The organism is Psychrobacter sp. NPDC064578 (assembly GCF_044901245.1).
Taxonomy (GTDB): Bacteria; Pseudomonadota; Gammaproteobacteria; order Pseudomonadales; family Moraxellaceae; genus Psychrobacter; species Psychrobacter cibarius_C.
In genome coordinates this window covers 39,617-66,184 of the sequence record NZ_JBJDPI010000010.1, presented here as the reverse complement: position 1 = coordinate 66,184, position 26,568 = coordinate 39,617, and the positions used below count along the sequence as shown (strand labels likewise).

The 26,568-nt window shown below is 42.2% G+C and carries 25 protein-coding genes; 4 read left to right on the top strand and 21 right to left on the bottom strand.

Annotated elements, in window-relative coordinates; translation table 11 throughout:
* Positions 1 to 157: 157 nt before the first annotated feature.
* A complete protein-coding gene (gene hemN / locus ACI2JM_RS12165; RefSeq protein WP_404644497.1) occupies positions 158 to 1,699 on the top strand; it encodes an oxygen-independent coproporphyrinogen III oxidase in 1,542 nt (513 codons plus the stop codon).
* A 279-nt stretch (positions 1,700 to 1,978) separates the two neighbouring features.
* Here hemN and ACI2JM_RS12160 read toward each other — a convergent pair whose 3' ends face one another.
* From ACI2JM_RS12160 to ACI2JM_RS12135, 6 genes are all read right to left on the bottom strand, one after another.
* Positions 1,979 to 3,370, bottom strand: coding sequence for an esterase-like activity of phytase family protein (locus tag ACI2JM_RS12160; RefSeq protein WP_404644495.1), 1,392 nt, complete (start codon positions 3,368 to 3,370; stop codon positions 1,979 to 1,981).
* Between the two features lie 164 nt (positions 3,371 to 3,534).
* Entirely contained in the window at positions 3,535 to 4,395 is an 861-nt protein-coding gene (locus ACI2JM_RS12155; protein WP_045447605.1) for an SPFH domain-containing protein, read from the bottom strand.
* Positions 4,396 to 4,410: 15 nt separating this feature from the next.
* On the bottom strand, positions 4,411 to 4,908 hold the full coding sequence (locus ACI2JM_RS12150) for an NfeD family protein (protein WP_087816353.1): 498 nt from the start codon (positions 4,906 to 4,908) through the stop codon (positions 4,411 to 4,413).
* A 184-nt stretch (positions 4,909 to 5,092) separates the two neighbouring features.
* The gene (locus ACI2JM_RS12145; RefSeq protein WP_404644492.1) at positions 5,093 to 5,641 is read right to left on the bottom strand and encodes a porin family protein; all 549 of its coding nucleotides are present in this window, start codon (positions 5,639 to 5,641) and stop codon (positions 5,093 to 5,095) included.
* A gap of 209 nt (positions 5,642 to 5,850) precedes the next feature.
* Positions 5,851 to 6,393, bottom strand: coding sequence for a porin family protein (locus ACI2JM_RS12140; protein WP_045447596.1), 543 nt, complete (start codon positions 6,391 to 6,393; stop codon positions 5,851 to 5,853).
* A gap of 111 nt (positions 6,394 to 6,504) precedes the next feature.
* Complete coding sequence (locus tag ACI2JM_RS12135) at positions 6,505 to 7,050, bottom strand: porin family protein (RefSeq protein WP_404644490.1); 546 nt, start codon at positions 7,048 to 7,050, stop codon at positions 6,505 to 6,507.
* A 307-nt stretch (positions 7,051 to 7,357) separates the two neighbouring features.
* Here ACI2JM_RS12135 and ACI2JM_RS12130 point away from each other — a divergent pair, with 307 nt between their 5' ends.
* Together ACI2JM_RS12130 and ACI2JM_RS12125 are read left to right on the top strand one after the other, a co-directional pair.
* Positions 7,358 to 8,590, top strand: coding sequence for an 8-amino-7-oxononanoate synthase (locus tag ACI2JM_RS12130; protein ID WP_404644488.1), 1,233 nt, complete (start codon positions 7,358 to 7,360; stop codon positions 8,588 to 8,590).
* 74 nt (positions 8,591 to 8,664) lie between these two features.
* Entirely contained in the window at positions 8,665 to 9,474 is an 810-nt protein-coding gene (locus tag ACI2JM_RS12125; protein ID WP_404644486.1) for a methyltransferase domain-containing protein, read from the top strand.
* A gap of 108 nt (positions 9,475 to 9,582) precedes the next feature.
* Here the strand turns inward: ACI2JM_RS12125 and dnaK are convergent, their stop codons facing one another.
* On the bottom strand, positions 9,583 to 11,526 hold the full coding sequence (gene dnaK, locus ACI2JM_RS12120; RefSeq protein WP_404644484.1) for a molecular chaperone DnaK: 1,944 nt from the start codon (positions 11,524 to 11,526) through the stop codon (positions 9,583 to 9,585).
* Between the two features lie 192 nt (positions 11,527 to 11,718).
* Positions 11,719 to 12,318 (bottom strand): nucleotide exchange factor GrpE, encoded by a 600-nt coding sequence (gene grpE, locus ACI2JM_RS12115; RefSeq protein ID WP_045447584.1) that lies wholly within the window; start codon positions 12,316 to 12,318, stop codon positions 11,719 to 11,721.
* A 454-nt stretch (positions 12,319 to 12,772) separates the two neighbouring features.
* On the opposite strand from grpE, the gene ACI2JM_RS12110 reads away from it, so the two are divergent.
* A complete protein-coding gene (locus tag ACI2JM_RS12110; protein WP_404644482.1) occupies positions 12,773 to 14,176 on the top strand; it encodes an alpha/beta hydrolase in 1,404 nt (467 codons plus the stop codon).
* Positions 14,177 to 14,235: 59 nt separating this feature from the next.
* On the opposite strand, the gene ACI2JM_RS12105 is transcribed toward ACI2JM_RS12110, so the two are convergent.
* The 13 genes from ACI2JM_RS12105 to ACI2JM_RS12045 form a co-directional block, all read right to left on the bottom strand.
* Positions 14,236 to 15,378: a metallophosphoesterase gene (locus ACI2JM_RS12105; RefSeq protein WP_404644480.1), complete on the bottom strand. Its 1,143-nt coding sequence runs from the start codon at positions 15,376 to 15,378 to the stop codon at positions 14,236 to 14,238.
* 156 nt (positions 15,379 to 15,534) lie between these two features.
* The gene (locus ACI2JM_RS12100) at positions 15,535 to 16,608 is read right to left on the bottom strand and encodes a metallophosphoesterase (RefSeq protein WP_404644478.1); all 1,074 of its coding nucleotides are present in this window, start codon (positions 16,606 to 16,608) and stop codon (positions 15,535 to 15,537) included.
* Positions 16,609 to 16,756: 148 nt separating this feature from the next.
* A complete protein-coding gene (locus ACI2JM_RS12095; protein WP_404644476.1) occupies positions 16,757 to 17,218 on the bottom strand; it encodes a thiol-disulfide oxidoreductase DCC family protein in 462 nt (153 codons plus the stop codon).
* Between the two features lie 25 nt (positions 17,219 to 17,243).
* Entirely contained in the window at positions 17,244 to 18,095 is an 852-nt protein-coding gene (locus ACI2JM_RS12090) for a fatty acid desaturase family protein (RefSeq protein ID WP_404644474.1), read from the bottom strand.
* Between the two features lie 115 nt (positions 18,096 to 18,210).
* Positions 18,211 to 18,666, bottom strand: a complete 456-nt coding sequence (locus ACI2JM_RS12085) for a hypothetical protein (protein WP_404644472.1) — start codon at positions 18,664 to 18,666, stop codon at positions 18,211 to 18,213.
* A 72-nt stretch (positions 18,667 to 18,738) separates the two neighbouring features.
* Positions 18,739 to 19,449, bottom strand: a complete 711-nt coding sequence (locus ACI2JM_RS12080; RefSeq protein WP_404644470.1) for an NMCC_0638 family (lipo)protein — start codon at positions 19,447 to 19,449, stop codon at positions 18,739 to 18,741.
* A gap of 27 nt (positions 19,450 to 19,476) precedes the next feature.
* A complete protein-coding gene (locus tag ACI2JM_RS12075; RefSeq protein WP_404644468.1) occupies positions 19,477 to 20,439 on the bottom strand; it encodes a TIGR01777 family oxidoreductase in 963 nt (320 codons plus the stop codon).
* A gap of 23 nt (positions 20,440 to 20,462) precedes the next feature.
* Entirely contained in the window at positions 20,463 to 20,963 is a 501-nt protein-coding gene (locus ACI2JM_RS12070; RefSeq protein WP_404644466.1) for a hypothetical protein, read from the bottom strand.
* Between the two features lie 117 nt (positions 20,964 to 21,080).
* Positions 21,081 to 22,034, bottom strand: coding sequence for a fatty acid desaturase family protein (locus ACI2JM_RS12065; RefSeq protein ID WP_404644464.1), 954 nt, complete (start codon positions 22,032 to 22,034; stop codon positions 21,081 to 21,083).
* Positions 22,035 to 22,186: 152 nt separating this feature from the next.
* Positions 22,187 to 22,705, bottom strand: a complete 519-nt coding sequence (locus tag ACI2JM_RS12060; RefSeq protein ID WP_045447558.1) for a GbsR/MarR family transcriptional regulator — start codon at positions 22,703 to 22,705, stop codon at positions 22,187 to 22,189.
* A 123-nt stretch (positions 22,706 to 22,828) separates the two neighbouring features.
* Entirely contained in the window at positions 22,829 to 23,458 is a 630-nt protein-coding gene (locus ACI2JM_RS12055) for an L-threonylcarbamoyladenylate synthase (RefSeq protein WP_404644462.1), read from the bottom strand.
* A gap of 344 nt (positions 23,459 to 23,802) precedes the next feature.
* A complete protein-coding gene (dprA, locus tag ACI2JM_RS12050; protein ID WP_404644460.1) occupies positions 23,803 to 25,038 on the bottom strand; it encodes a DNA-processing protein DprA in 1,236 nt (411 codons plus the stop codon).
* Between the two features lie 76 nt (positions 25,039 to 25,114).
* Positions 25,115 to 26,212 (bottom strand): LysM peptidoglycan-binding domain-containing protein, encoded by a 1,098-nt coding sequence (locus tag ACI2JM_RS12045; RefSeq protein ID WP_404644458.1) that lies wholly within the window; start codon positions 26,210 to 26,212, stop codon positions 25,115 to 25,117.
* Positions 26,213 to 26,568: the final 356 nt, after the last annotated feature.

Sequence of the window (26,568 nt, the reverse complement as noted above, 5' to 3'; positions counted from 1 at the left end):
GCTATCAATTTAGCAGCATATAGCGCTGTGAAAATTATTATTGATAACAGACTTATTATGGTTATTAATCATCTATCAAACACCTACTGGCTTTTAAATATTTGGTCGTTAGAGATGTAAGAACAGTAATACTCAAGGTCAAAACGAGGAGTACCGCATGACAGAATATTCAGAATCAAATACTCAGCAACCTTACAATCGTGCAGGAGAGCAACCGACCACGACACGCCCTGTTATGCAATCAGAAAGTCCTTATGCCAGTACGCGTGGCAGTATGATGAGTAAGCAGCTACCTGCCTTTGATGAAGCTATTATTAATAAATACAATCGTTCAGGACCACGTTATACCTCCTATCCGACCGCTTTAGAGTTCTCACCCATCTCTGATGGTCTTGAGGCAAAGATCCTTCAGAACCGTGAAGCTCGTGCACCACTGTCTTTATATTTTCATATTCCTTTTTGTCGTCACCTCTGCTATTACTGCGCTTGCAATAAAATTATCACCAAGAAAAATAGCGACTCAGGCGATTATTTGCAGTACTTAATCGCTGAGATTAAGCACAAACGCCGCCTGCTATCTGTCCCAGAAGGTAGTAGCAAACCCCTCGTTAAACAGCTGCATTTGGGTGGGGGTACGCCAACATTTTTGCGTGATGAAGAAATGGTTCAACTGTGGGAGTTTTTACAAACTCAGTTTGAGTTCTTACCTGAAGACAAAGGCGATTACTCTATTGAAATTGACCCACGTGAGCTGAGTGGCGAGACATTGAAAGTATTGCGCAACCTTGGCTTTAACCGTGTCAGTTTAGGCGTACAAGACCTCGATGAAACGGTACAAATCGCCGTCAACCGTGTACATTCAGCAGAGCTCATTGAAAATGTGTTAAATGAGGCGCGTGACTTAGGTTTTCACTCTATCAATATCGACCTGATTTATGGCTTGCCGCATCAAACACCCGCAACCTTGGATAAAACGGTACGCCGTATCATCGAGATGTCGCCGGATCGCTTGTCAGTATTTAATTATGCACACTTGCCAGAACGTTTTAAGGCCCAGCGCCAGATTAAAGAAGCCGATTTGCCAGACCCAGCAGTCAAGCTGACGATGCTTGGCAATACCATCAATACGCTGACCGAAGCTGGCTATCAATATATCGGTATTGATCACTTCGCCAAGCCTGATGATGAATTAGCCGTGGCGCAGCGTGAGGGCAAACTGCATCGTAACTTTCAAGGTTATACCATCATGGGCGATTGTGATTTATTGGGCTTCGGCGTCTCCTCTATCAGTCAAATTGCCAATGCCAATACCCGCTATATTTTGCAAAATGATACAGATTTATCAGTTTATCAAGCGAGCATCGACGCTGCACAAAGTAACTCGGCTGCCATGCCTGCGGTAAAAGTCATCAAAACATCTATCAAAGATCGCTTGCGTGAATATGTGATTATGAATCTACTCTGTCACGACTATATCGATTTTAAAGACGTCAATCAAAAATTTGGTATCGATGCCATCACTTACTTTATCAATGAGATTCAACAGCTTGGCGCCATGCAAGAAGACAAGCTCATCGATATGGACGCGGCTGGTATTCGCGTGCTACCAAAAGGTCGATTATTAGGTCGTAACGTCGCCATGGTATTTGATGAATATCTTGAGAAAAAACATAAGAACCGTTTCTCAAAAGTTATTTGATTGAGTGATTCCACAAATTAAAAGCAGTCATAAAAAAGACCTTAATCGAGGTCTTTTTTTATGGTGTTTAATAAAGCTGATGATTGACAAAAAATACCTATAGGGCGTGTCCTCATTTCAAAAATGGTGATAAAAATGAGATAAATTGCAGTCAAACGAGGAAAATAGCGCAGATAATATCGGGATATTAACCAGCTATTTAACGATGTTTGGCAAAATTTAGCCATTTTTAGCCTGTTTAGATATGATCAATTGAATTGAGGATATGCCCTAGCCTACTCAGTAGACATCACCACATTCAGAAGGCATCACCATATATAGCCTATTTGCATCTTCTATTGTTTTTTCACTGTCCAAATATTTTTGCTCGATTGTGCTTTTAGCGTTGGCAATCATTGAATCCGTCATTGCAAAGTCATCGTCGTTTAGTAGACCCAATGAGCCATCTTGACGCAACCACAAACCTTCTAACTTATCATGCGGATACTCTACAGTCGCGAGAACGTCGACCACCAAGGTTTTCTTGACTGGCTTGATTGCCAGTTCCTTAAGCAATTGCCAATTTTTTTCATCGGCTGCAATAAGCTGCTCAAGCGTTTGTCCATTGATCGTTAAACCCAATACATGATCTTGCTTGATATTATCTGTATTTAAAATATTCTCAATATCAGTCGCCTGCGAGAAATCAATTTTATAAATGAGCTTTTGCGCAGACTTGTCTTGCAGCGGAAACTTGCGATCATGTTCAATCAAATAAAACTCGTGATTGTTAATCGCAACGATACCCGAAGTCACATGGTGAGCATGATCGAGACGATACAAATACTGTGCTATTTGACCAGAGTATAGATTGATAGTGACGATGCGCGTCAAACTAGAGACACGACCTGACTGATCAGGATTATCCATAGCTGACTCCATAATACCCATCAGTGTGCTCTGATCTGGAGTAATCGTTAATGCTTCCATACCGCGATTTGTACGACGTTTGGTGAATTCTGCTGGTAGTAAAATCGGCTGACCATTAGCCATTACATTATTGCGCTGATCGCTCGCAAAGGCATTGATACGCTCAATCTCCACCCCTTGCGCATTATAATGAACCAAATGAGGACCATACTCATCACTGATCCAAAAACTACCATCTGTGAGCGCAGCAAGACCTTCAGGATCTAAACCATTGATATCGTTTTTGATAGGATTGGTCACTGCATCAAAAGGTAGGTTGGGATTAATGGTCATCGGCTGGCCGTCGACATCGTAAGGGACTTCATTAGTTCCGCCGAGTGCTTGTGGATTCGGTAGCCCAGAGATAGGATTGCCATTTGCGTCTTTTAGCAGTATCTCTTTGATCTTAATAATTTGCCCAGTTGCTTGTAGCTCAAACAGCCCGATGCGCGGTGTATAGTCAGGTACTAAAAAATGTTTACCCGTGCCTGCACTACCTTCGAAATCCGCATTGGGACCGCGATCGGTGAGCACATAAAATTGCTTGGCATTGGTTGGATGAGCCGCTGCATCTGAGCCAAAACCACCCCCTCTAATCTCAAGCTTCCTCTCAGGATACCCAGCATTGATATGCGTATCATCGAGCACGGTATAAGGTAGTGCCGTGCCTTGGATAAAGTCTTTTGTTTGAATAATTTCTGTATTAATATTTTGTATCGTCATTTTTTATCCCTGATATATATTTTATTCTTGTTAAACGAACGATATGAGTAATTTATTAGATGTAGCGTTCAGCACAATTGACAGTCGAAAAAATAGCCAGCGCCTAATAAGCTCACTGACCATTTTAAGAGTTAATGCTATAACACATGGCTACACATTACTTATCAAACCTTAAGCTTGTCACCCACCATACCTTTGATGGTACTTAAAATGTCAGCAGGTAATACCACCATTTTCGCATTGTCAGATTCTGCCAGCTCACGAATCGCCTTAATATATTGCTCACCAAGTAAGTAGACAATAGGCATTTCTTCCTCGCCCATTGCATTAGTAATCAAGCGAATAGATTCTTCAGAACCTCTCGCCAATACCACTTGTGCTTCGGCATCACGACGTGACGCCTCTAAACGTCCATCTGCCTCTAAGATAGCCGCTTGCTTTTGACCATCAGCACGAGTCACTGTCGCACGGCGTAGACGCTCTGCCGCCGCCTGCTCTTCCATTGATGCTTGCATCGTTTGCGATGGATTAATATCTTGAATTTCTACTGTCTTTAGGGTGATACCCCAGTCCGCAATATCTTCTGATATCGCATGCTTTAGCTTCATTTTGATTTCATCACGGCTAGACAGTGCACTATCAAGATCCATCTCACCGATAATTGAACGTAGTGACGTCTGCACCAGATTACGAATACCATATTCATAATCTTCAATGCCATAAACAGCCTTATCTGGTCGCACGATATTGATATAAGCCACAGCGTTGGCAATGATAACAACGTTGTCTCGCGTAATGACCTCTTGTGAGGGAATATCAAGAACAATGTCTTTGGTCGTCACTTTATAAGCGACATCATCAACGAAAGGAATAATAAGGTTGAGACCCGGCTCTAGTGTTTGGCTATACTTGCCCAATCGCTGCACCACCCACTTATAGCCTTGCGGCACGATTCGAACGCCTTTGAAGACCGTAAAGACAACCAGTGCAACCAAAACCACCATGACAATGCTGAAGCTTTCCATAATTCATCCTTATTATTATAATTGCATGTCTTTATTAATCGCTGCCTGCGATTTCATACTGCTCACAATCAGCTCATTACCGACAATATCAGTCACCACCACTCGATCGCCGACCGCCACCGGCTCACCCGTAGTGCGGCACATCCACTCGGCTGCCCCAACAATAGGAACACTGAATCTGACGGTGCCCGCTCTATCTGGCTGCGGCTGGACGATAATCATGCCAGTTTCACCAACGATAACACTACCACCCAAGCCTGCTTTGGTGCGATCTACTGATAAGGGTTTAATAAACTTGAACCATGCCAGCAAGAATATGGCAGAAAGCACCAGCCAAATAATAATTTGCACAGAGACAGAAATAGGCAATAGCCACGAAAGCGCGGCAACGATGATGGCAGCGGCACCAAACCACAGGCTGGCGAATGTCGGCACAAACATCTCAATGATCAGCAATATAAAACCTAAGACTAACCAGTGCCAAGGTTCAATCATCCACAGCATCTCCATCATCACTACATTCCCTATCTTTATCCTTCTAACTTTTAATGTAGCACATTTTTGGTATTAATAATTTCTTAAAAATCATCAATATATGATGTGTATACTTCGAAAAATATGAGAAACACATACTAAAACTTAGAGCATAAAAAAACGACCGCCAAGGCGATCGTTTCTTTCTTCTTTAATCAACTTATTAAAACTTAATGTGAGCACCTAAAGTCAATAGAGTAATATCTTCAGCGACATAATCATATTCAGCTTCAACGCTCATGCTAGGATTAAAGTTATAACCCAAACCAATACCACCAGCAACACCACTATCGCTATCGCTTTCACTAACAGTGTTTCCAAGTACGTCACTTAAAGACGCATCAATCTCAGCTTTAGCAAATCCTAACTTACCTTTGGCATATAAACCAGTATTAGGGAATTGATAACGGTAAGTACCGTAAGCACCATAAGTTTTAAGGTCATATTCACCTTTAAGAAGTCTGGTACCTGTATCAACATCAGTGTCACTAGAGCCTACATATTCAACTTCAGCACCAAAGTTAGGATCAAAGTTATAACCAGCATAAATACCATAAGCAGTAGGATCATCTAGACCATCAGCATCTACCATGAACTTACCAGCTTTTACACCAACATACGGCTGACCTGCATAGTTAACTGCCGCTTGCGCACTGACACTCAATAAAGAGCCAACTGATAGGGCGATCAAAGCTTTTTGTAAAGTATTCATATATCTTCCTGTTAAATAAAACTAAAAATACCATCTGAATGAAAATAACAGAGCATATAAGTTAGCTGAACTATTGTCGAATTCGAGATACTAACAGAACCTTATTTCAAATGCACTCTTTTTTAATGACGCTTACAGTGCTTTTTATCGTACAAAAAAACGCACCTCGAAGGGTGCGTTTTTTAGTTATCATACTGCTAATCAAAAACTTAGAATTTTAGCTGAGCACCAACAGTCATTAGATCTGCATCGCTACCTAACATGTCATATTCAGCTTCGACACTGAAGTTTGGGTTAACCGAATAACCAAGGCCTACACCACCTGCAAGGCTGGTATCGTCGTTAGAAATGGTTTTTCTATTAGAGTCTTCAACGATATAGTTACCTTCGATTTCAGTCTTAGCAACACCTAGCTTACCTTTGGCATATAGCGCAGTATTTGGGAACTGATAACGATAAGTACCATACGCGCCATAGCTCTTGGCATCGATATCCCCGTTGTAATAATCGGCATCGCCTGAACCTACATATTCTGCTTCGATACCAAAGTTAGGATCAAAGTTGTAACCACCATAGACACCATAAGCGGTTGGCTTATCAGCACCGTTTACATCTAAGTCAAATTGACCGACTTTTACACCAACGTATGGCTGACCAGTGTAACCGTTGCCATAAGATACGGCGGCTTGTGCACCCATGCTTAATAAAGAACCAGCTGCTAATGCAAGTAACGTCTTTTGTAAAGTTTTCATAGTATTCCCCTAGGGTTATATTTTTAGTTATTTGTCTATAAAGTATCTGGATGAGAAAAGATTATTGTTGCCATCTTCTCTCACTCGTTTAGCTGATAAATCGTTTTGGTTTTAGAACTTCAACTGAGCGCCAACAGTAAGTAGTTTGGCATCGACATCACTGTCCATCATTGAGTATTCAGCTTCGACACCGAAGTTAGGGTTCACTGAGTAACCAAGACCTACACCACCAGCAAGACCTGTGTCGCTGCTAGATTTCGAAACTTTAACTGGACCAACGGTGTAATCACCTTCTACTTCAGTTTTGGCAACCCCTAGCTTACCTTTAGCGTATAAGCCAGTATTTGGGAACTGGTAGCGTGCCGTACCATATGCGCCATAAGTTTTGGCATCAAGATCACCATTTTTGTAATCAGCATCATCTGAACCTATATACTCTGCTTCGACACCAAAGTTTTGATCGAAGTTATAACCACCGTAGACACCATAAGCAGTTGGATCATCTGCATTGTCGACATCTAGATCAAACTGACCGACTTTGACGCCGACATACGGCTGACCAGTGTAACCGTTGCTATAAGAAGTAGCGGCCTGTGCGCCAACAGTTAACAAAGAACCAGCTGCTAGTGCAAGTAGCGTTTTTTGTAGAGTTTTCATTATTAGCTCCTTAAAATCAATTTGGACAAACAAGTTATCTATTTATATTGGCTTTTATAGCCCTATCGCCTTGTTTGCTAACGATGGGTATATAGTAACAAACTATTTCAAGTCGTCTGTCAGTGTTTGATGGTATGAGAGTTAAGATTTGCAAGTATTTATCAGTGCTTGGGTTACAAAGGCAAAGATATGAAATCTTTTGTTACAACCACTGAGTTTATGCAATAATCCCTACTCATTTCATCGCCTTTCTAGCAGAAATAAGCATAAAACAATAAGAGATACCGAATATTTTAAGGTAAAAATAATGACTGGACGTATAACTAGCCACCTGCAAGAAGCGCTTACAGCACTCAAAGCCACCCAACAATACCGTCAATTACCCAATCTCCATCATCATGGGCTATACGTTATTAGCGAAGGTCAAACCTTACTCAATATCGCCAGTAACGATTATCTGGGTTTAGGCGGCGACACCGAATTACAAAACGAATTTCTCAGTCAACTAACACCGCTATCAGTCGCACAAATACCTAAAATGAGTGCGACGTCCTCACGCTTACTTACTGGAAATGATGCACAGCTACAAGCGCTAGAGTCTGAGTTGCAGGAATGGTATCAAACCGCTGTCGGCAAACGTGATATCTCTGCCTCAAAATCGGTGTTGGTATTGAATAGCGGCTATCATGCCAATCTTGGTATATTGCCAGCCCTGACAACCTTGCCAGTCAAAACACTTATTCTGGCTGACAAACTGGTACATGCCAGCATTATTGATGGGTTACGTTTGAGCCAAAGCAAACTTGTCAGCTATCGTCGTTATCGTCACAATGATTACGAACACTTGGCGACGTTTATTGAGCAAGCAGCGCCAGACATTGAGCGCATCATTATTGTCACTGAGAGCATCTTTAGTATGGATGGTGATCGTGCGGATTTATGTCAACTGGTACAATTAAAGGCTAGCGATGCTCGTATCGAACTGTATGTCGATGAGGCTCATGCCATCGGTGTATTAGGTCATATAGGATTGGGGCTAGCAGAAGAAACGCAGACATTGGCTGATATTGACTATTTGGTCGGTACTTTCGGTAAAGCGTTTGCCTCAGTGGGTGCTTATATCATGTGCGATGATGTCGTCAAGCAATGGCTAATTAACCGCATGCGTCCGCTAATTTTTAGTACTGCACTACCCCCTATCAATCACGCATGGACGCGATTTATTTTAGCAAAAATGCCAATGCTAAATAATCAACGGGCGCATTTGGCGCGGTTGTCTACCAAGCTTAGTCAAGCCATCGACCCAAGATACCGTGTGTCCCAGAACACTCAGTATCCACACTATGACTCACCGATTGTGCCTTACATCTTGGGCGACAATGCCAGCACGCTTGCCAAAGCACAACAATTGCAAGCAGCAGGTTTTTACGCCCTGCCTATCAGGCCACCCACTGTGCCTGCAAACACCGCTCGTATCCGTTTGGTCATGAATGCCAAGCTGACAGATGAAGACTGCGAACAATTGATAAGACAATTATAACGCTGTTGTTATACATCAGCGACGTCAGTCCTGCTATCGATTGATAATTGGCTCACTTGGATATAATAAACCGTATGAAAACACTCGCCACGCCTGATAACTTTAGCCCCAGAAAACAAACCATCGCTCGTCATTTTGCCAATGCCAGCGACTATGATCAGCATGCCAAGATTCAGCAGCAAGTCTGTCAATATTTAATAGACAAACTCACTCACACTGAACACGACAGTGTGCTTGAAGTCGGTGCAGGAACCGGTCAAATGACCCGCCTACTCGCAGCACACATTCAAAGTCAATATTGGCTAATCAATGAATTATGCGCTGAACAAGTGGCTACTTTACAATCCATATTGCCCAATGCTGACATAGCAATTGGCGATGCTGAAACGATGAACTTTGAGGATGAGCATAGCTTGATAATCAGTGCCAATGCAGTGCAATGGTTTGATGATCCCTTAAACTTTGTTGCGCAATCATCACGCCGTTTGCGAGCTGGAGGTCAACTGCTGTTTAACACTTTTACGCCAAATAACTTTTGGCAAATTAAAAGTTTGACCGGTCAAGGACTCTATTACCCAGATATCGACGAGTGGCAGTTGGCACTGATTAGTGCGGGTTTTGAGAAAATTGAACTGTCCACTCAGCGTTTCGAGTTACCGTTTGCCAGTCCCTACGCTATCTTAAAACATATGAAGTTGACCGGCGTATCGACCAATCAGACGCAAGTAAAAGCCAACAGCACCCAGCCCTTTATGTGGACCAAGGCACGCTTGCAACAGTTTGAGTCTGATTATTGGCAACATTTTTCGGCGCAAGATGACGACGGTCAGCCTATCGTTCATTTGACTTATGAAGTACTGATAGTGAGTGCCTTTAAATCATAAAGACAAGATATAGAGTGGTAGGATATTTCTTATAAATAACAGCCATAAAAAAACGCATCCCGAAGGATGCGTTTTTTGTTTTAACTGCGTTTAGTTACTAAATCACAATTATTTTTTGTCTTCGTCTACTTCAGTAAACTCAGCATCAACGACGTCATCATCAGCTTGGTTACTATCTGCTGCATTGTCCGCGCCTTGTTGGAACTGGCTTGGATCCATGCCTTCAGCGCCAGCACCGGCTTCAGCATAAATCTTCTGACTGACTGGCAAGAAAGCATTGTCTAACGCTTCAAGCTTCGCTTTGATGTCATCATGATCATCTTCTTTAGCAGCTGTTTCAAGCTCAGAGATAGCGGTTTCTACTGTTGATTTTTCTTCATCAGTCACTTTGTCTTCAGCTTCTTTCAATGCTTTTTGAACCGCATGGATACGACCATCAGCTTCGTTACGAACTTGCGCTAAGTTAGCAAACTTCTCGTCTTCTTCAGCGTTGGCTTCAGCGTCACGCACCATTTGTTCAACTTCTTCATCCGTCAAGCCAGAGTCTGCTTTGATCTGGATGCTTTGCGCTTTACCAGTACCTTTGTCAGTTGCTGAGATATTCATGATACCGTCAGCATTGATGTCAAAAGTAACTTCAATTTGCGGTAGACCACGTGGTGCTGGTGGAATATCCGTCAAATCAAAACGACCAAGCTGTTTATTTTGGTTAGCGATTTTACGCTCACCTTGATAAACCTGGATGGTCACAGCTGGTTGGTTATCTTCAGCCGTTGAGAATACCTGTGATTTCTTAGTAGGAATCATGGTGTTTTTCTCAATAACTGGTGTCATGACACCACCCATCGTTTCGATACCAAGCGTTAGTGGCGTCACATCAAGTAGCAATACGTCTGTTTTTTCACCAGACAATACCGCGCCTTGAATCGCAGCCCCTGCCGCTACTGCTTCATCAGGGTTCACATCTTTACGTGGCTCCTGACCGAAGAATTCTTGTACTTTTTGCTGTACCAGTGGCATACGAGTCTGACCACCAACTAAGATAACATCATCGATGTCACTAATTTTTATGCCAGCATCTTCAAGCGCAATCTTACAAGGACCCATGGTACGTTGTACCAACTCTTCAGTTAAGCTCTCAAGTTTTGAGCGACTGATAGTGACCACCAAATGCTTAGGACCATTGCTGTCTGCAGTAATATAAGGCAAGTTCACTTCAGTACTTTGGGCACTTGATAACTCAATTTTCGCTTTTTCTGCCGCTTCTTTTAGACGCTGCATCGCCAATGAGTCACCTTTCAAGTTGACATCTTGGTCTTTTTTGAACTCATCAACCAAATAATCAATCAATGCTGAGTCAAAGTCTTCACCACCAAGGAATGTATCACCATTGGTTGCTAAAACTTCAAACTGCTGCTCGCCATCAACGTCAGCGATTTCGATGATTGATACGTCAAAAGTACCACCACCCAAGTCATAAACAGCAACCGTGCTATCGCCTTGCTTCTTATCCATACCATAGGCAAGAGCCGCAGCTGTTGGTTCGTTGATGATACGTTTTACATCAAGACCCGCAATTTTACCCGCGTCTTTTGTTGCTTGACGTTGTGAGTCATTAAAATAAGCTGGTACCGTTACAACCGCTTCAGTAACAGTTTCACCAAGATAATCTTCTGCTGTTTTTTTCATTTTTTTCAAGATTTCAGCAGAAACCTGTGGTGGTGCTAATTTTTTACCATTAATTTCTACCCATGCATCACCGTTATCTGCTTTGGCGATTTTGTAAGGTACCATGCCGATGTCTTTTTGCACGACTTTGTCATCAAAACGACGACCAATCAAACGCTTAATCGCAAACAACGTGTTGTTTGGATTGGTGACCGCTTGACGTTTGGCTGACTGACCCACCAAAATTTCATCGTTTTTATAAGCAACGATAGATGGCGTTGTACGAGTACCTTCAGCATTTTCGATGACTTTGACTTTATCACCTTCCATCACTGCGACACACGAGTTAGTCGTACCTAAATCAATACCAATTACTTTACCCATAATTATTTGCTCCTAATTTGTTTTAAGTATTTATCTATTCAGACCGTGGTTGATCTCTTGTTGCTATATATATCGGTTTACTTATGGATTTTTTCAAGTCAATCATCATGCAAAATTTGTCTTTCGTGTGACTTTTTGTGAAAACCCTTACTAATAGTAAGGTTTAGCACATTAAAAATCCAATTTTTAGTACTACTGCCCAACACGTACCATGGCTGGGCGTAATAAACGACCGTTTAAACTATAACCTTTTTGTAATACAGTACCGACAGTATCAGCTTCCGCTTCTTCATCGATACCCACCGCTTCATGCAAATCAGCATTAAATTTCTCGCCTTGTGGGTCAACCATTTCAACGCCGTTCTTATTTAATACATCCAATAACGCTTTGTGCGTCAGTCTCACCCCTTCTGTAACAGGGTCATCGGCATGGGCGCTTTCGATGGCGCGTTCTAAATTATCGACCACTTCTAATAGCTCCTTGGCAAATTTCTGCAAGGCAAAACGCTTGCTCTTATCCGCCTCTTGCTCCATGCGTTTTTGTGCATTGTAAGCTTCGGCATTGGCACGGGCGGTGACTTCTTTAGCTTGCTTTACTTCACCTTCTAGCTCAGCGATGCGCGCTTTAAAAGTGTCGAGATCGATTTCATTTTCGATGGTCATCTCTTCACCTGAGTTATGCTTTGGATCAAACTCTTTCATGGTTTCTTCTAAAATACTGTCACTGTGTTCAATATTGTCATGCGCCACATTTTGCTCAGGCGATTCGTGGTTGGTATTTTGCTCGCTCATGATAGCTCCTTAGAATTTTAATAATGACAATTTATATAAGAGGCAACAAGTTGACTATTTGCTAGGGATACTGTGCTCTTATTAAATAATTAACCCGTCTTACACATTGTTTTTATGAGTACCTTCTACTAGCTGTTTGATAAAGGTGATGGAGCTAAATTTCAAGCCTAAGCCAAGGGAATTTTTCTAATTTACAACAAATATTGCCTAAATCTGGATTAAAGTGCTCAAAACAGAATTTCATAGGTGGTAAATGGCTACCCATGTTGGTTAACACAAGCTACAAGAAAGCAGTACTTATTCCAAAAAACTTACCGTTGGTACATAAGCCATTACCAAACAATACTCAACTTTATTTTTGATTACTCTATTATTGCTATAAATAGTATGGCTCATGTCAAAGTGAACGCTCATATATGACAACGCATACTGACAATCCTTAACGAGAAGTGTTATGTCTAAATCAACCGTGTTATCAATCAACGCTCTATTAAATAAAGCGCTGATGACGATAAAACTCGCATCAACAGATCGTATAGATAATGGTATAAGAGAAGAAAATGGCACTCAAGAGAATCGTTTGACCGTCAAACAAAAGGTGCTTAGCTATAACCCGTTGACGACTTGCCAGCCGCATACCTTGCACTATGCCATGAAAGGAGTCGGCTATCTGCCAACGCCACTATTAGAGAGCTTGGTTGGTTATTTGAAAGGACCTACCTCAAAACAATATCTGCACGCCGATGCTCACCTGCGTTTGATTCTCGCGGTGAATAGTAAGCTTAAAACGCCTCTTGAGCTGACACCAATGCATGAGCTGCGCGAAAGGTTCGCTACTGACGCCGTGGCGATGCAAGCGCCGCAGGTATGGCAGCAAGCAAGTGACAATATCATCGGCAACATGAAGCGATTTACGAAAAAAAATCAGAAGCTTGTGCATTGGGAAGACAAAGTGATTGCCAACGCTGATGATGGCGATATGACCATTCGCTGTTATCAATCAGACGTGAGCTCTCATGGCTTAGGGTTCAAAAAAGCGGATACTCATAATTCTGATGAAACAGTGCTGTTATATTTTCATGGGGGTGGATTTTGTATTGGTGATGTCAATACCCATCATGAATTTTGCCACGCGGTTTGTGAGCAGACGGGCTGGCCGATAGTCAGTGTTGATTATCGCTTAGCGCCTGAGCATCCCGCACCAGCCGCATTAAAAGACTGTATCACTGCTTACGCTTGGCTGGCTGAGCATTGCCATACCTTAGGTGCTTTACCCTCGCGAATCGTGCTAGCAGGCGATAGTGCTGGCGGCGGATTGTCCACTTTGATTGCTCAGCAACTTACTGCGCCCTCGCAAGTCGCATGGTCAGATCTGGGCAGTGCAGGTCAAAAAATGTTCGATTTATTAGAGCGCTTACCAAAGCCACTTGCACAAATGCCTTTATATCCTGTGACGGATATCGAAACGGATTATCCAAGTTGGGAGTTATATGGCGAGGGATTATTATTGGATCATGCCGATGTGGCTGTATTTGATGCTGCTTGTTTGGATAACAGCCCCTTGCCACGCCAGCATATCCTTAACTGTCCGATGCTTGGTGATAATAGTAAAGTATGCCCGACTTATATTGTCGCCGCAGAATTAGACGTATTACGTGATGAAGCATTTGCTTATGCAAAGCAATTAAAGGTGCATGGTATAGCAGTCGAGACTCATACCATTCTTGGTGCGCCGCATGGTTTTATTCATTTTATGAGTATTCATCAAGGTATCGGACAAGCAACAGACGATATTATTAAAGGGTTTGCGAGTTTTGTGCGTGACGTTATCAATACCCAGTCACAATTAGCGGCATAGTTATCAATACAGTTGTATAAGAAAGTGCTGGTTTATTTATAAAATGGTGCTGCCACTATTTAAACGTTATCTTCAACATGACCATTCATAGTGATCAGCCAAATCTCTGAGCGCGAACCCAAGCGAAATGGAATGCCCCAAAAGCCGTAACCAGATGACACCACAAAGTGTCCTTTGCCAATGGCTTCATAGCCATAACCCAAGCGGTTGATGGCACTGACAATGAAGTTGGCGGGGAATATTTGACCGTTATGGGTATGCCCTGATACCTGTAAATCAATCGGTAGCTGGCTGTGCTCAGCAATATCACTTGGTCTATGATCTAGCAGTATCACTAGCTGTGCAGTATCAACTAGGGCCAGTAGATCGGTTGTGGCTACCCGCTGTCTTTTATGGTTATCAAAACGCCCAACCAGCCAGATTGGTTGACCTTCATGCTCGATACCGATTACTTCGTCATTTAATAACTGCACGCCAGTAGCACGCAACGCTTGGACAATCGGCTGCTCATGCCCGTATAAATCATGATTGCCCAATGTCGCATAGACACCATACGGCAGGCTTTTGCATAACTCCGCCAAGTTTTTTGCCATATTATAATCAGTAAATGCTTGCGTATTGTCATCCATGATATCGCCCGGCATCAGTAATATGTCGGCTGTATGGTTTACCATAAGATGATGCAGCCTATCTATTGCACCGCTGCCAAATAATCGTCCGAGATGTAAGTCGCTAGCGACCGCAATACGTAATGGCTTAGCCAAAGGTTTATCAATATTAATAGATAATTCACGTACCACAGGCACATAAGCACTATATAAGGCATAAAAAAATAATCCAATAAATACTGCCAATGCCAATATGCGCAATCCAAAATCGACGGTAGCAGATACATTAGGTACTTCACCAACTAGTGACAGAAATAACCAATATCCACCATAAAATAGGCTGGTAACTAAGGTGGTCAATAGCATAAAGTGCATGACTAACATCCAGCCACTGATCCATCGATAGCTATTGGCAAATGCTCTATTGACACTAAGTAGCAGCAAACCGTTGGTAATCACGAATATGATGACCCATACGCAAGTTTGCAAATTTGCTGTTTGCCAAGGCTGTAACCACCATTGCACGCTTAGAGCAGCGCCGACACTAAAGAGCTGCAATAGCACAAAGATGGTGATAAAAAACGTATAACGCATGAAGAATCCTTGAATATGATGGCAGCCATGCAGTATATTTTTAGATAACAATACGAGCAAAGCATCTATTAACAAGCCTAACAGCAAATAAAAGCCTCTACCATTTAGATATGGTAGAGGCTTTATCATAAGTTTGACATTATTTATCTAAATGACTTATGAGCCAGATTGTAACGTAATTATCCAAATCTCAGAACGCGTACCCAATCTAAACGGTACTGGTCCAATGCCATAACCAGAGGTCACCAAAAACTGTGTATCAGCTATTTTTTTGCTGCCATAGTTTAACGGTGTCAACCAATCCATCAATTTCGTTAACGGAAATATCTGCCCGCCATGGGTATGACCTGATAGATGCAAATCGACTGGCAGGACGCTCACCTCATCCATAGCGCTAGGACGATGTTCCAAAAATATAACGGGTTTGTCTGTCTCTACTTGCATCAATAACTCATCGGCGGACAGTCTGGTACGATCCATGTCATCAGAGCGTCCTACCAGCCATACCGAATCATCTAATAGCACACTCTCGTTATCAAGGGCTTTGATACCGGCTTCTTCCATCGCCTGTGTGATCTGCTGGTCATAACCGAAATAATCGTGATTGCCTAAAGTCGCATAGACGCCAAGCGGTGCCTTTAGCTTTGATAATTGTTCATGCATATTCGTATTATCGTATGCAATGGTATTGTCATTCATGATGTCACCCGCGATAACCACGACATCGGGATGTTGCGCATCGATAAGGCTCACCATTTTCTTTATCTGCCGATTGCCAAACCATCTACCCAGATGCGTATCAGAGACAAGCGCGATATCCATTGGTTTAGCCAGCGGTTTGTCAATCGTAACAGTTAGACGATGTACGACAGGTGAATAAGCATTAAATATCGCTAAGCTAACAATGGCGACATAAACTGTAATGGCAAAGGTATGCAAGAGTATTGGACGAGATTTTTGTTTAAAGAGCCGATAGACAAGGAGCGCAACTACAGCAGTTATCAAACCAGCATAAAACATAAAACCTTGCAAAATACTAACGACCAGATAAACGTGAAAGCGCTCACCCCAAAACTCAGTCAAACCATAAATGAGAGCACTATTATTAATAATAAAGACAACAGCTATCAGTGCAGCTTTTGCAGCAGTCGTTTTTGGCTTTATTAACCAGTAAATAAGAACGGTGGTCATAACAGCTAGCAACTGAGTAAAAACGATAAAAAGCCACATAATCAAGTCTGCTTAGATAAAGATAACGCTATCTTACGTCAAAAACTGAATGCTCTGGATATAGCGTCTTTTTTTCCACGAAAACTTCATATGCTTTGCCTCTAAAGTGCTGTTGCCACAAAACTAAATGGTTGCCACTAAACGTACTTTAACGTTTATCTGGTGCTATTTTACAGACGCCATTGTCACAAGCTTGCATCAGCGCTTTGCCATAGACCAACTTGGTCACCCAATTCGGGATTTTATAGCGATTGCGCGCGACATAAGGATAAGCCAAGTCGCCAAGTTGCTTGACCACTGGCAAAAACAATAACGGTGACCATTTAACGCCGCCCGTCCTGTAGAGCAGCCGCACGGCATCCATATGCGTGTACCAATTGCCGTAGCTGTCTTGCATGCACATATAAGTCATCGCATCCTTACGGCTAAATCCTGCGACTGCCAACTCATCAACCCCCTCGTCTACAGGAACTAAGTGTATCTTTTCCGGTTGACGTTTTTTCATATTATGCGCCTCGGTGCTACATATCACGCACGCATCATCGTAGTACATGGTAATGGACAAATTCGCTTGCTCTCTATAACTGTTGATATGATTTTGGATAATCATCTTACGACTCCTTTATGAGTGATAACTAAATATCAAGGTGGCTGGCATTGGATTTTTGAGTCACGCTAGATTTTTGGTGCTGATTGGCTGCGGCTAAAAAGGGAATGACTGGCTGCTGCGTCCATTGCGGTGCGGCAACATCTAAGCGCTTCGCCAGTGTTGGTAAATGATTAGTCGGGACAGCTGGAAATAGGTGATGCTCAATATGATAGAGCAAATTAAAGGTTAGCAAATTAATCAATGGATGGCGCTCACTGCGGGCATATACCACATCATCGCAACCATGATGGACACTCCATACGGCAAAGAATCCCACCATGATATTGGCCAATATCATCACCAATACGTGATATATCAAAACTGGATGCATCGTGATAAAAGCGGTGGCAATCACTGCGAAAATGAGCAACAGATCAAAGCCAACGAGCATACGATTGCGGCGGCTACCATGCGTCAAGCCAAACCACTGAATCGCAATCGAGAAAAGTCCGCCTCCCAATATAGCCTGATACCACGGCAGGCGTGCCCAGTTACCTTCGACATCGCTGTCTCCAAGCGGATCTCTATGATGATTGAGATGGGTGTGCCGAATAGCATGCGTACTACAGAGCATCGTGATACTGAGAAGAAACAGCATGAGCTCTGTGGCGACTTTGCTCACCCCTAAAGTGCGGTGATAGCAATCATGGGCTTGTCTAAGTGCGGCAGTAAAAAAGAAAAACGTTGCAGCCAGCGCAAGTAGCCAAACCCCCTGCCACGCGCTCCACCATGACAATAATAAAAATGGTAATGATAAAAAGATATTGTAAACGGTCTCAGTGGGCTTGAGCTGACGCAAATCTTGCCATTCAATATTGGCTAACGAAGGATGACGCATGATGTTCTCCTTACTTAGTGATAAGCAGTAGCTGTCTTACTGGCGCGACCACTTGATTTAGTTATTTAGTGTTATTTATTTAATTTCTGTCAAAAGTGAAATATATGGATAAATTTTATTTATGTTTAGGTAATGCGATAAGACCTGTGACTATTGCACTTGCACCACCGATACAGCAAAACAAGACAATTCCTATTACAGAATCTATCGAAGCCGACTCTAGAATAAACCAAACTATGCATAGAAAAGTGCTCGTAAAACCAATTATAAATAGTGGAAATACCTTTCTTATAGAATCGAAATATATCTCCAATTTAGATGCACAATAACCCGTTAAAAATGCTGGTAACAAACCCAGAAAAAAACCAAAAACCGCACCAGCTGCTAACATTTTAATAAAGTCGAGAGCATCGTTTACAGAAATACTTTCTTTAACTATAGTTATCACAATGATATATGAGATGAGAATTAAGCCACCTATCGCACCACCTAATAATCCATAAATCCCTATTACCTTCCCTTTTGGATAGTTGATCCCAGTAACTGTAGCACTGCTCTCAATACTACTCATACACACCTCCATTTTGTTTCACATGAAACATAAATATTAAACAACAAATTGGGTATGTTTCACATGAAACATCTATTCACTCATTATCGAAGCCGTATACATCGCTTTGACATCTGTAGTCGCAGAATCATCAATCGTCAACATAAACAGCATCTTTCTCTGTGTATCAGGCGCACTCCAACTATATGACAAAGTTGTTTTAACACCTCCTCCCACTGGTTTGGTGGTGTTATCTATTTGAGTGGCGATAAAAGGTGACGGGGGTTTGCTATAAACCTCAGTAAATTGTTGATTAGCCAATTGAGCATCTAACTCTTTGGCATAAATAGCACAAAGGTTCTTGTTATCAGGAATTGCCAATATATAACTACCGGTATCAGCAGGTACTGGCCAAGCCGAACCTGTTTCACCTGCTAAAAGTTGAGAAGCTTGTGCGGTAGGAAATTTAGGTAAAGCTTTGAGATTACCTCGCAACTCATCAAGCTTGAGTAAATACTGCATACAAGTTGAGGCATATATAGCTTGAAAAGTCTCTGCCTGCTTTATCCCTAAAACATTTTCGTCGCTACTCATCACGACTGCCTTATCCTCTGCATTAGAATCAGTTTGTATAATCGACCCTTGCTTTGAGTCAGTAGCCGCTATTTTCAGTTCCGGTTTTGGTTCCGTTGTTAATTCTGATTGTGGCGTTTGCGTTTTTACATCGGCATTATCGCTACAAGCTGTAGTGATAGAACCTGACAGCGTAGATAGTAGAATTAAACTGACTGCTTTTTTGTTCATAATTATTCCTCAAACATATTCGAAAGTTTACTTCTGCTCTTCTAAAGCTTGCTTCAGTGTTGGCTGTTTAAAATCATAACCTGCTTCCTGTAATGCTTGAGGCAATACCTTTTGTCCATCTATTAGTAGCGTCGACATCTCACCAAATATTAGCTTAAGTAAGAAATTTGGCAAGGTAAAAAAGGTGGGACGGTGTAACCATGCTCCGAGCGTTTTGGTAAAAGTATGATTGGTCACTGGATTAGGCGCAGTGAGGTTATATACCAGCACTGGCGTATCATTGATAGTTTCTAACGAGTGATCATCGGTAGTCTGAGTGTCCGCATAATTAGCAAGATGCTTTTCAATGATGAATATCACCGCCCCAACCCAGTCTTCACGACTGATCCAGCTCATGATTTGCTTGCCATCACCCAACTGTCCACCGACACCCATTTTAAATGGGGTTAATAACTTACCGAGCATCCCGCCATCAGGATGGATAACCACACCCGTACGCACGATAGCCACAGGCACGCCATGTTCAGTGGCTTTGAGCGCTAACTGCTCCCATTCATGACATAATTGATGGGCAAAATCAGTTTCAAAACCACTGCTTTCGGTAAGAGGTTTATCGCCTTGTGCGCCATACCAGCCAATCGCAGAGCCGCTGACCATTAGTTTGGGCTTAATACTGGTGCGCTTAATAAATGCCAATAAGGATTCGGTAGGCTTGATACGGCTGGCGAGCAACTGCTCTTTGCGCGCATCGCTCCAGCGCGAGTCAGCAATGCCTGCGCCTGCTAGGTTTAAGATAACATCAAAGCTTTTATCCGAACTCGCTAGCTCATCGTAGGTCATCATACTGATCGCGTCAGGATGCGTTTGGCTGCTATCGCGTGTTAGCCATGTAATGTGTAAATCCTTATCCTGCGTACGATAGCGTTTGATAAGCTCGTCACTAAAAGCACTGCCTAAAAAGCCTGAGCCACCACTGATTAAAATATTCATGCCCTACTCCCTATATTTTTCGCTTATCGTTTAGTAAAACTTAATCCGTTATAGTTATCGTCTACTTTTTTAGTACTAATATCAAAATGACTTTTACGTACTTTTGGTAAAGCAATGCAGCCAACGATAGCTGAGTTGATAGCGCCAAACAATCCTATACCAATCATAAAGGCCAGTAGCACGCCAACCTCTATCAAGGAGTTGATGCCTAGATATAGGATGATTGCACCCATATAACCTGCTGACGTTATAAACCCCACTAAAAATGTCGTGCGTAGACTCTTATGATCACCGCGCCATATATTCTTATAAGCGAAGATAACACCCGTTAATAAAGCAGGAATAAAACCAAGCAGACCAACATATAGTAATGGCTGGTAACCAATCTGCGCAAAATCCGCATCACTAAAAACCAACAATAAAGACAGCTCCGCAATCAATCCACCAATCATACTACCAAGCCCTGCAAACAAAATAATCACTTGTAGATAAGGATACACACTTAACTCATTATTCGTTTTCATTCTATTTATCCTATTAACATTCGTCGTTAATTTAGTATAAATATGGCGTTGCCAAAGCCAATGAAATTCCTGTGGATAATTGGTGGATAAGTATCTTGATTTTATTTAGCCTACTTATTAGGCAAAACGCTTACGAATAGGACACTCACTATCATTACTATTTTGAGATTTATTCTTTAATTTGTTCCAACAATGATTAATAAAATCTATGACGTTAACCATACTTGGCAATACATGTGCTTTGGTTAGATGTGGCGCTGCTGCATCTAAACGCTTGGCGAGCTCAGGTAAATGATTGGATGGCACAGCAGGAAAGAGATGGTGCTCTACGTGATATAACAAGTTAAAAGTTAGAAAATTGACCACTGGATTACGCTCAGTCCGGGCGATTGTCTCATCACAATCATGATGCACGCCCCACACCGCAATGATGCCAACACTGGCATTAGCCAACATCATCGTCACTATGTGATACATCAATACTTGCGCTAACATGGTCAGAGCAGGAACAGTTAAAGGAAATACGGTCAGTACGAAGGTAACCAAGACGACTAAAGCAATCAAGCCAAATTCTAGCCAAGCCAATTTTTGATTGCGACGGCTACTTAGGCGCAGTCCTTGACGATAAATATCGAGTCGATAAGTTATCCCGCCGAGCAGCGCTTGCCACCATGAGCCCTTTGCTAGACTGCCCTCAATATCACTATCGCCCAATGGGTTGCGGTGATGTTCCATGTGGGTGGCTCGAATGCTGTGCAAACTGGTCATTAGTAGCACGCTAAGCAATAATAATATGGCGGTGGTCGTACGTTTTCCTGTACCCAAACTATGATGATAGCCATCGTGTGCTTGGCGAAATGCGGCAGCAAAGAATAAATAAGAAGCCCCGCATGCCAATACATACCAAGAGTGGCTGGCGAACCACCATGACAATAACAAAAATGGATAAGGCAAAATAATGTTGTAAGCGATTTGACCGCGTGTTAACTGGCGCAAATCCTGCCACTCGACTGCAGCAATAGCCTTTTTAATGGCTGGCTCTTTATTAGTGTGTGTCTGATTGACTGTCATTTTACACATCCATTTGTCATTGCTATTTTTGGTTGCTGCTATTTTATAGAAACTTATCTCACTTAAACTTAACTGGCTTTTATAGTTATTACATATATTTCTGTCAAAACAGAAATTGTATTGCAAATTTTTTATTTTAAATTACACAGCTATTAACGTAAAACCTTTTTAATACTAGCGCCCAGTTTTAGGACTTTTTTGAGGATGCTTGTGGGCAGTTTAAGCATCTCAGATGACCATGTGGTTAGGGTACTAACGAATTCTTGGGTATCACGAATACGTGACTTTACCTCATTATTTTCATGTTCAAATTCAGGACTGTCCATGAGTTCTTGTAAAAACTGCACAGTTGGCTCAAGCTCACGCTTTTGTCGTTCAACCACAATGATGCGTGCCAGCTCCCAAACGTCAGTATTGGTCGTGAAGTGATCGCGACGATCGCCTAATATGGAAACCTTTTGTACTAAGCCCCAATGCTGCAACTCTTTAATACTGTTTGAGACGTTAGAGCGAGCAACACCAAGTGTTTCGGTAATTTCTTCAGCATTTAGTGGCTTACCAATTATGAATAACAACGCATGAATCTGTGACATGGTGCGATTGACGCCCCACTGCGAGCCCATTTCACCCCAATGTAAGATAAATTTTTCGGTCACAGGATTTAGTTTCATGATTAATATGTACTCTAATTTATAAGTTTTGATTATTTTATTTACTTATCTTGCGCTATTCTTTTATTTCTGTCAACAGTGAAATTAAGAAGTAATATTCATCGTTTGGTTGAAGGTTATGCGCTAACGAATAACTAAACCCGTGGTTGCGTCACGAATTTGGCTCGGTAAAGTATAGCCTAATGTTTCAGCTTGCAAGTAGCTGATTTGCTCGCCAAAATATCTATAGGCATCAGTGAAAGTCATAGCAGGCGGTTGTCCTGATGGATTACAGCTTGTGGAAACCAATAGCCCAAATGGGTTTTGAACGTCGACCAGTTGTTGGCACAATTGACGAATCATAGGATGCGCAATAACTCTAACCGCCACTGTTTGATGTTGCCCTGTGATCCAAGGAGGGATAGTCTTTTCAAGTGTCTGAGGGATAGGCAGTAGCCATGTATGGGCTTGCTTACCTTGTAGCTCTATACTGTCAGTATCTGCCTGCCAACTCTTGATGATTTGTTGGCGCTGACCTTCTTCTAAAGGCTCTAGTAACGGCTTTAAACGCTCAGCACTGTCAGTAATGACGATCATGCCTTTGGCTTGTGGACGTCGTTTAATAGATAAAATACGTTGAACGGCTGCTTCGTCATAAGCGTCACAACCAATACCCCAAACGCTTTCAGTGGGATAAGCAAGTAGCTGTCCTTCTTTAAGCCATTTGGCAGCTTGAGTGACAGAATCAGTAGTAAAAGATGTGGATTTTTCCATGGCTTGAAGGCTTCAAAAAGGTAGAAATTTAAGCACTCATCATAACATAAGACTAAGAAAAATTAGGGCTGCGAAGTTTAAAGCGACCTTATTAGCAGCTACCTAGGGCTTGTCATCAATTAGCACATTAGTACGTTTAGTGGCCTTAAAATGGCTAAATTTTGCTAAACATCGTCAGAAATTTTGTCAATATGTTCATATTAACAGCAATTGCTTCCTTGTTTATCTACAATTTTTCTTATTTTAAGCCTCACAATCTAATTGATGACACGCCCTAGATTGTACTATCGTCAATCACTTGAAAATAGATAAGTGAAAAGCCTAAAGTGATAGCAAGTACGATTTTAGACGCGCAAATACCTTCCGCCTTGCACACTAATGACGCCTAACAATTCAAGCTCCATTAACTGTCCAATCAGCTGCGGTGTGGCAAGTTTGGTAGCGATAATCAGCGCATCTAAATCCTGCCCGTGCCAATCAAGCTGCTCATAAACGAGGGTTAAATGCTCTGGTACGACGATAGCGCTGGGAGAAGGTTTAATATTGGATGATGCTAGCTTGCCAGTATCTGCAGTAGAACTGCTAACGTTTTCTAAAGGGTTTTCTGTCTGACTTCGATTCAATGTAGATAAGACATTTGATTGAAATGAATGACTGTTATATGGCAACTGACTATTGATATCCTCTAGCACTTGCTGCGGATGATAAATTAAAGTCGCACCTTCACGTATTAGGTGATGACAGCCTTCTGCATTGCTATTATCAATATGACTTGGAATGGCAAAAACTTGCTTACCCTGCTCCGAGGTTAAACGCGCGGTAATCAACGAACCACTCTGAATGGTTGCCTCTGTCACAATCGTTGCTAAGCTCAATCCAGCGACCAAACGATTACGCCGTGGAAACGTATGCTTATGTGGCATTGTATGCGGCAACAACTCACTAATAATACAGCCGCCTTGCTCAATTATTTGGGCAAACAATTTATCATGATGATTGGGATAATTGACCTCAATACCCGTACCCATTACCCCAATCGTTCGACCTTGATATTCAGTATCCGCCTGTGCTAACGCGCCTAGATGTGCTCGCTTATCAACACCCATGGCAAGACCGCTGGTGATGATATAACCAGCTTGCGCCAAATATTGTGCGATATCAAAGGTGATTTTTTGGGCATGGGCAGTGGGTTTTCGGCTACCGACGATCGCAATTTGCGCTTGACGCAAACGCGCTTTATTGCCTCGATAAAATAATAAGGGCGGTGGGTCATAGATTTGCGAGAGCTGGGCGGGATAATCAGGCTGGCCAGCAAATAGCAGACCATAGCGCTCTTCGATGAGCGCTTGCTGAATTTTATCGATACTGGCTTGCGTTTGCTCTGGTTGTTCATGACGGGCAAGATGGCTATGATGAATACCCAATTGCCGCCAAGCATCTACTTTGGCGTACCAAGCAAGCTCTGCTGTGCCAAAAGAAGTAATGAGCTTATGATAAGCAGATAATGATGCATTCACCTCAGTCCACAGCGCCAGTACTGCGCGCTGCTCATCTGATAAAGAAGAAGTAACTGCCATCATAATCATCTAGCTCGTATAGGCTAAGTTAGTATATCCCGTTCAAAAATAAGCATGTTCTCACTTATAGCGTACTCATTTATAGATATGGCGGTGGTAACAGCTGGTCGCCGACATTTAATGGTAGCTCTGAATCAAGCACATAAGCATAGCTAATATTATCGAAAGTATTGAATACCATGACCATACCGCTTGGCTCATTTGGTAAGCGTACTGGAGTGTCATTGTCTTTGGTATCGCGGATCAAAGCCCCTTTTTGATAGACAGTCAATACATCACCAGGCTTAGCACCATGGGTACTACCTAAGTTGATAGCAACGACACTACCCTTCGCCGCTGAGCTGATTGAGTCCATGACTCGGACAATCATACCACCACGACTGACCGTTGCAGGGGCTGGATAAAACACAGGTGGAATAGAGTTATTCAACTCAACGAATACGCGATCACCTTCCCGTACTTCTTTGTCGTAACTGTCGGTGAGCTGCAAACTGCTGACGCCGTTGGTTTCTGTCGAAGTAACCAAACCCGTCGCAACTTGCGTGACTTCTAGACCGATAACTTCTTGGGTTTTTGGATCAACATATAGCTCTCCTTCACGGTAGATACCATAACGCTGACCGACGATCAGTGGCACACCTTTGGCATATACTTTATCGCCGCTAGCGGTAATTAAGTTGCCTTTTTTAGAAGCCAATATATAAGGGGTGGTATTAAAATCTTGTGGATTAACGATGACTGTCTTATCTAACCAGTGTTGAATAGCAGACCACGGAAGCGGTGGAATACTGTTGGCTGTTGAAGTGACTGAGACTGTGCTAGATACCACGTTACCCGTTAACTGCTTTTCAACCCCGGCACAACCTTCGCCAGTATCAACACCAATTAAGGTTTTACCTTGAATCACACATAAGATAAGGATGTCGTTAGGATAAATAAGATTGGGGTTTTTGATTTGCTTATTGGTTGCCCAGATCTCTTTCCAGCGCCACGGACTGTCTAAATAACGTCCTGATATGTCCCACAACGTATCGCCTTTTTTAACGATATAGCGATTGGGCGCATCCGCTTTGATGGCTGGTGGTGGATTGTTAGCGTGGGCAGCACTCATTAGCATTGCACTACTAAATGTCGTGATTAACAGTGCTTTTGCTATCGTTTTTAAGCTCATCTTCATTGTTATATCCACAATATGTACCACTGTTGTCGCCACAATTAGTACCATTTAGATCTATTACTTAACCTTAATCTTTGACTGTCATTAAAATAGTGACAAGCAATGAGGGTCGTAAAAGGACTTAACTGTACGATTATCATGACGCTTATAGGGCAGCTGTTCAGTGTAATTGGCTGGTATGATTACTAAAAAAGCGTCTAGCAAAATGATGAGTCGCCGACGCTGTTTCTAATATTACAATTATATCTACCATAACACAATCATAAACACTTTATTACAATGGCGTAACTTTTATATGAATATTATTTCTATAGCTCCTCATTGAAATTTATAGAGTTCCTCATGAAAATAAGCAT

Coding starts and splice junctions, on each gene's coding strand:
- ACI2JM_RS12045 (WP_404644458.1), bottom strand. CDS start 26,212: ATGAAGATGAGCTTAAAAACGATAGCAAAAGCACTGTTAATCACGACA.
- hemN (WP_404644497.1), top strand. CDS start 158: ATGACAGAATATTCAGAATCAAATACTCAGCAACCTTACAATCGTGCA.
- grpE (WP_045447584.1), bottom strand. CDS start 12,318: ATGAGCGAGCAAAATACCAACCACGAATCGCCTGAGCAAAATGTGGCG.
- ACI2JM_RS12070 (WP_404644466.1), bottom strand. CDS start 20,963: ATGAAAACGAATAATGAGTTAAGTGTGTATCCTTATCTACAAGTGATT.
- ACI2JM_RS12150 (WP_087816353.1), bottom strand. CDS start 4,908: ATGATGGAGATGCTGTGGATGATTGAACCTTGGCACTGGTTAGTCTTA.
- dprA (WP_404644460.1), bottom strand. CDS start 25,038: ATGATGGCAGTTACTTCTTCTTTATCAGATGAGCAGCGCGCAGTACTG.
- ACI2JM_RS12055 (WP_404644462.1), bottom strand. CDS start 23,458: ATGGAAAAATCCACATCTTTTACTACTGATTCTGTCACTCAAGCTGCC.
- ACI2JM_RS12090 (WP_404644474.1), bottom strand. CDS start 18,095: ATGCGTCATCCTTCGTTAGCCAATATTGAATGGCAAGATTTGCGTCAG.
- ACI2JM_RS12110 (WP_404644482.1), top strand. CDS start 12,773: ATGTCTAAATCAACCGTGTTATCAATCAACGCTCTATTAAATAAAGCG.
- ACI2JM_RS12085 (WP_404644472.1), bottom strand. CDS start 18,666: ATGAGTAGTATTGAGAGCAGTGCTACAGTTACTGGGATCAACTATCCA.
- ACI2JM_RS12100 (WP_404644478.1), bottom strand. CDS start 16,608: ATGTGGCTTTTTATCGTTTTTACTCAGTTGCTAGCTGTTATGACCACC.
- ACI2JM_RS12105 (WP_404644480.1), bottom strand. CDS start 15,378: ATGCGTTATACGTTTTTTATCACCATCTTTGTGCTATTGCAGCTCTTT.
- ACI2JM_RS12060 (WP_045447558.1), bottom strand. CDS start 22,705: ATGAAACTAAATCCTGTGACCGAAAAATTTATCTTACATTGGGGTGAA.
- ACI2JM_RS12155 (WP_045447605.1), bottom strand. CDS start 4,395: ATGGAAAGCTTCAGCATTGTCATGGTGGTTTTGGTTGCACTGGTTGTC.
- ACI2JM_RS12125 (WP_404644486.1), top strand. CDS start 8,665: ATGAAAACACTCGCCACGCCTGATAACTTTAGCCCCAGAAAACAAACC.
- dnaK (WP_404644484.1), bottom strand. CDS start 11,526: ATGGGTAAAGTAATTGGTATTGATTTAGGTACGACTAACTCGTGTGTC.
- ACI2JM_RS12130 (WP_404644488.1), top strand. CDS start 7,358: ATGACTGGACGTATAACTAGCCACCTGCAAGAAGCGCTTACAGCACTC.
- ACI2JM_RS12145 (WP_404644492.1), bottom strand. CDS start 5,641: ATGAATACTTTACAAAAAGCTTTGATCGCCCTATCAGTTGGCTCTTTA.
- ACI2JM_RS12135 (WP_404644490.1), bottom strand. CDS start 7,050: ATGAAAACTCTACAAAAAACGCTACTTGCACTAGCAGCTGGTTCTTTG.
- ACI2JM_RS12065 (WP_404644464.1), bottom strand. CDS start 22,034: ATGACAGTCAATCAGACACACACTAATAAAGAGCCAGCCATTAAAAAG.
- ACI2JM_RS12140 (WP_045447596.1), bottom strand. CDS start 6,393: ATGAAAACTTTACAAAAGACGTTACTTGCATTAGCAGCTGGTTCTTTA.
- ACI2JM_RS12095 (WP_404644476.1), bottom strand. CDS start 17,218: ATGATTATCCAAAATCATATCAACAGTTATAGAGAGCAAGCGAATTTG.
- ACI2JM_RS12160 (WP_404644495.1), bottom strand. CDS start 3,370: ATGACGATACAAAATATTAATACAGAAATTATTCAAACAAAAGACTTT.
- ACI2JM_RS12080 (WP_404644470.1), bottom strand. CDS start 19,449: ATGAACAAAAAAGCAGTCAGTTTAATTCTACTATCTACGCTGTCAGGT.
- ACI2JM_RS12075 (WP_404644468.1), bottom strand. CDS start 20,439: ATGAATATTTTAATCAGTGGTGGCTCAGGCTTTTTAGGCAGTGCTTTT.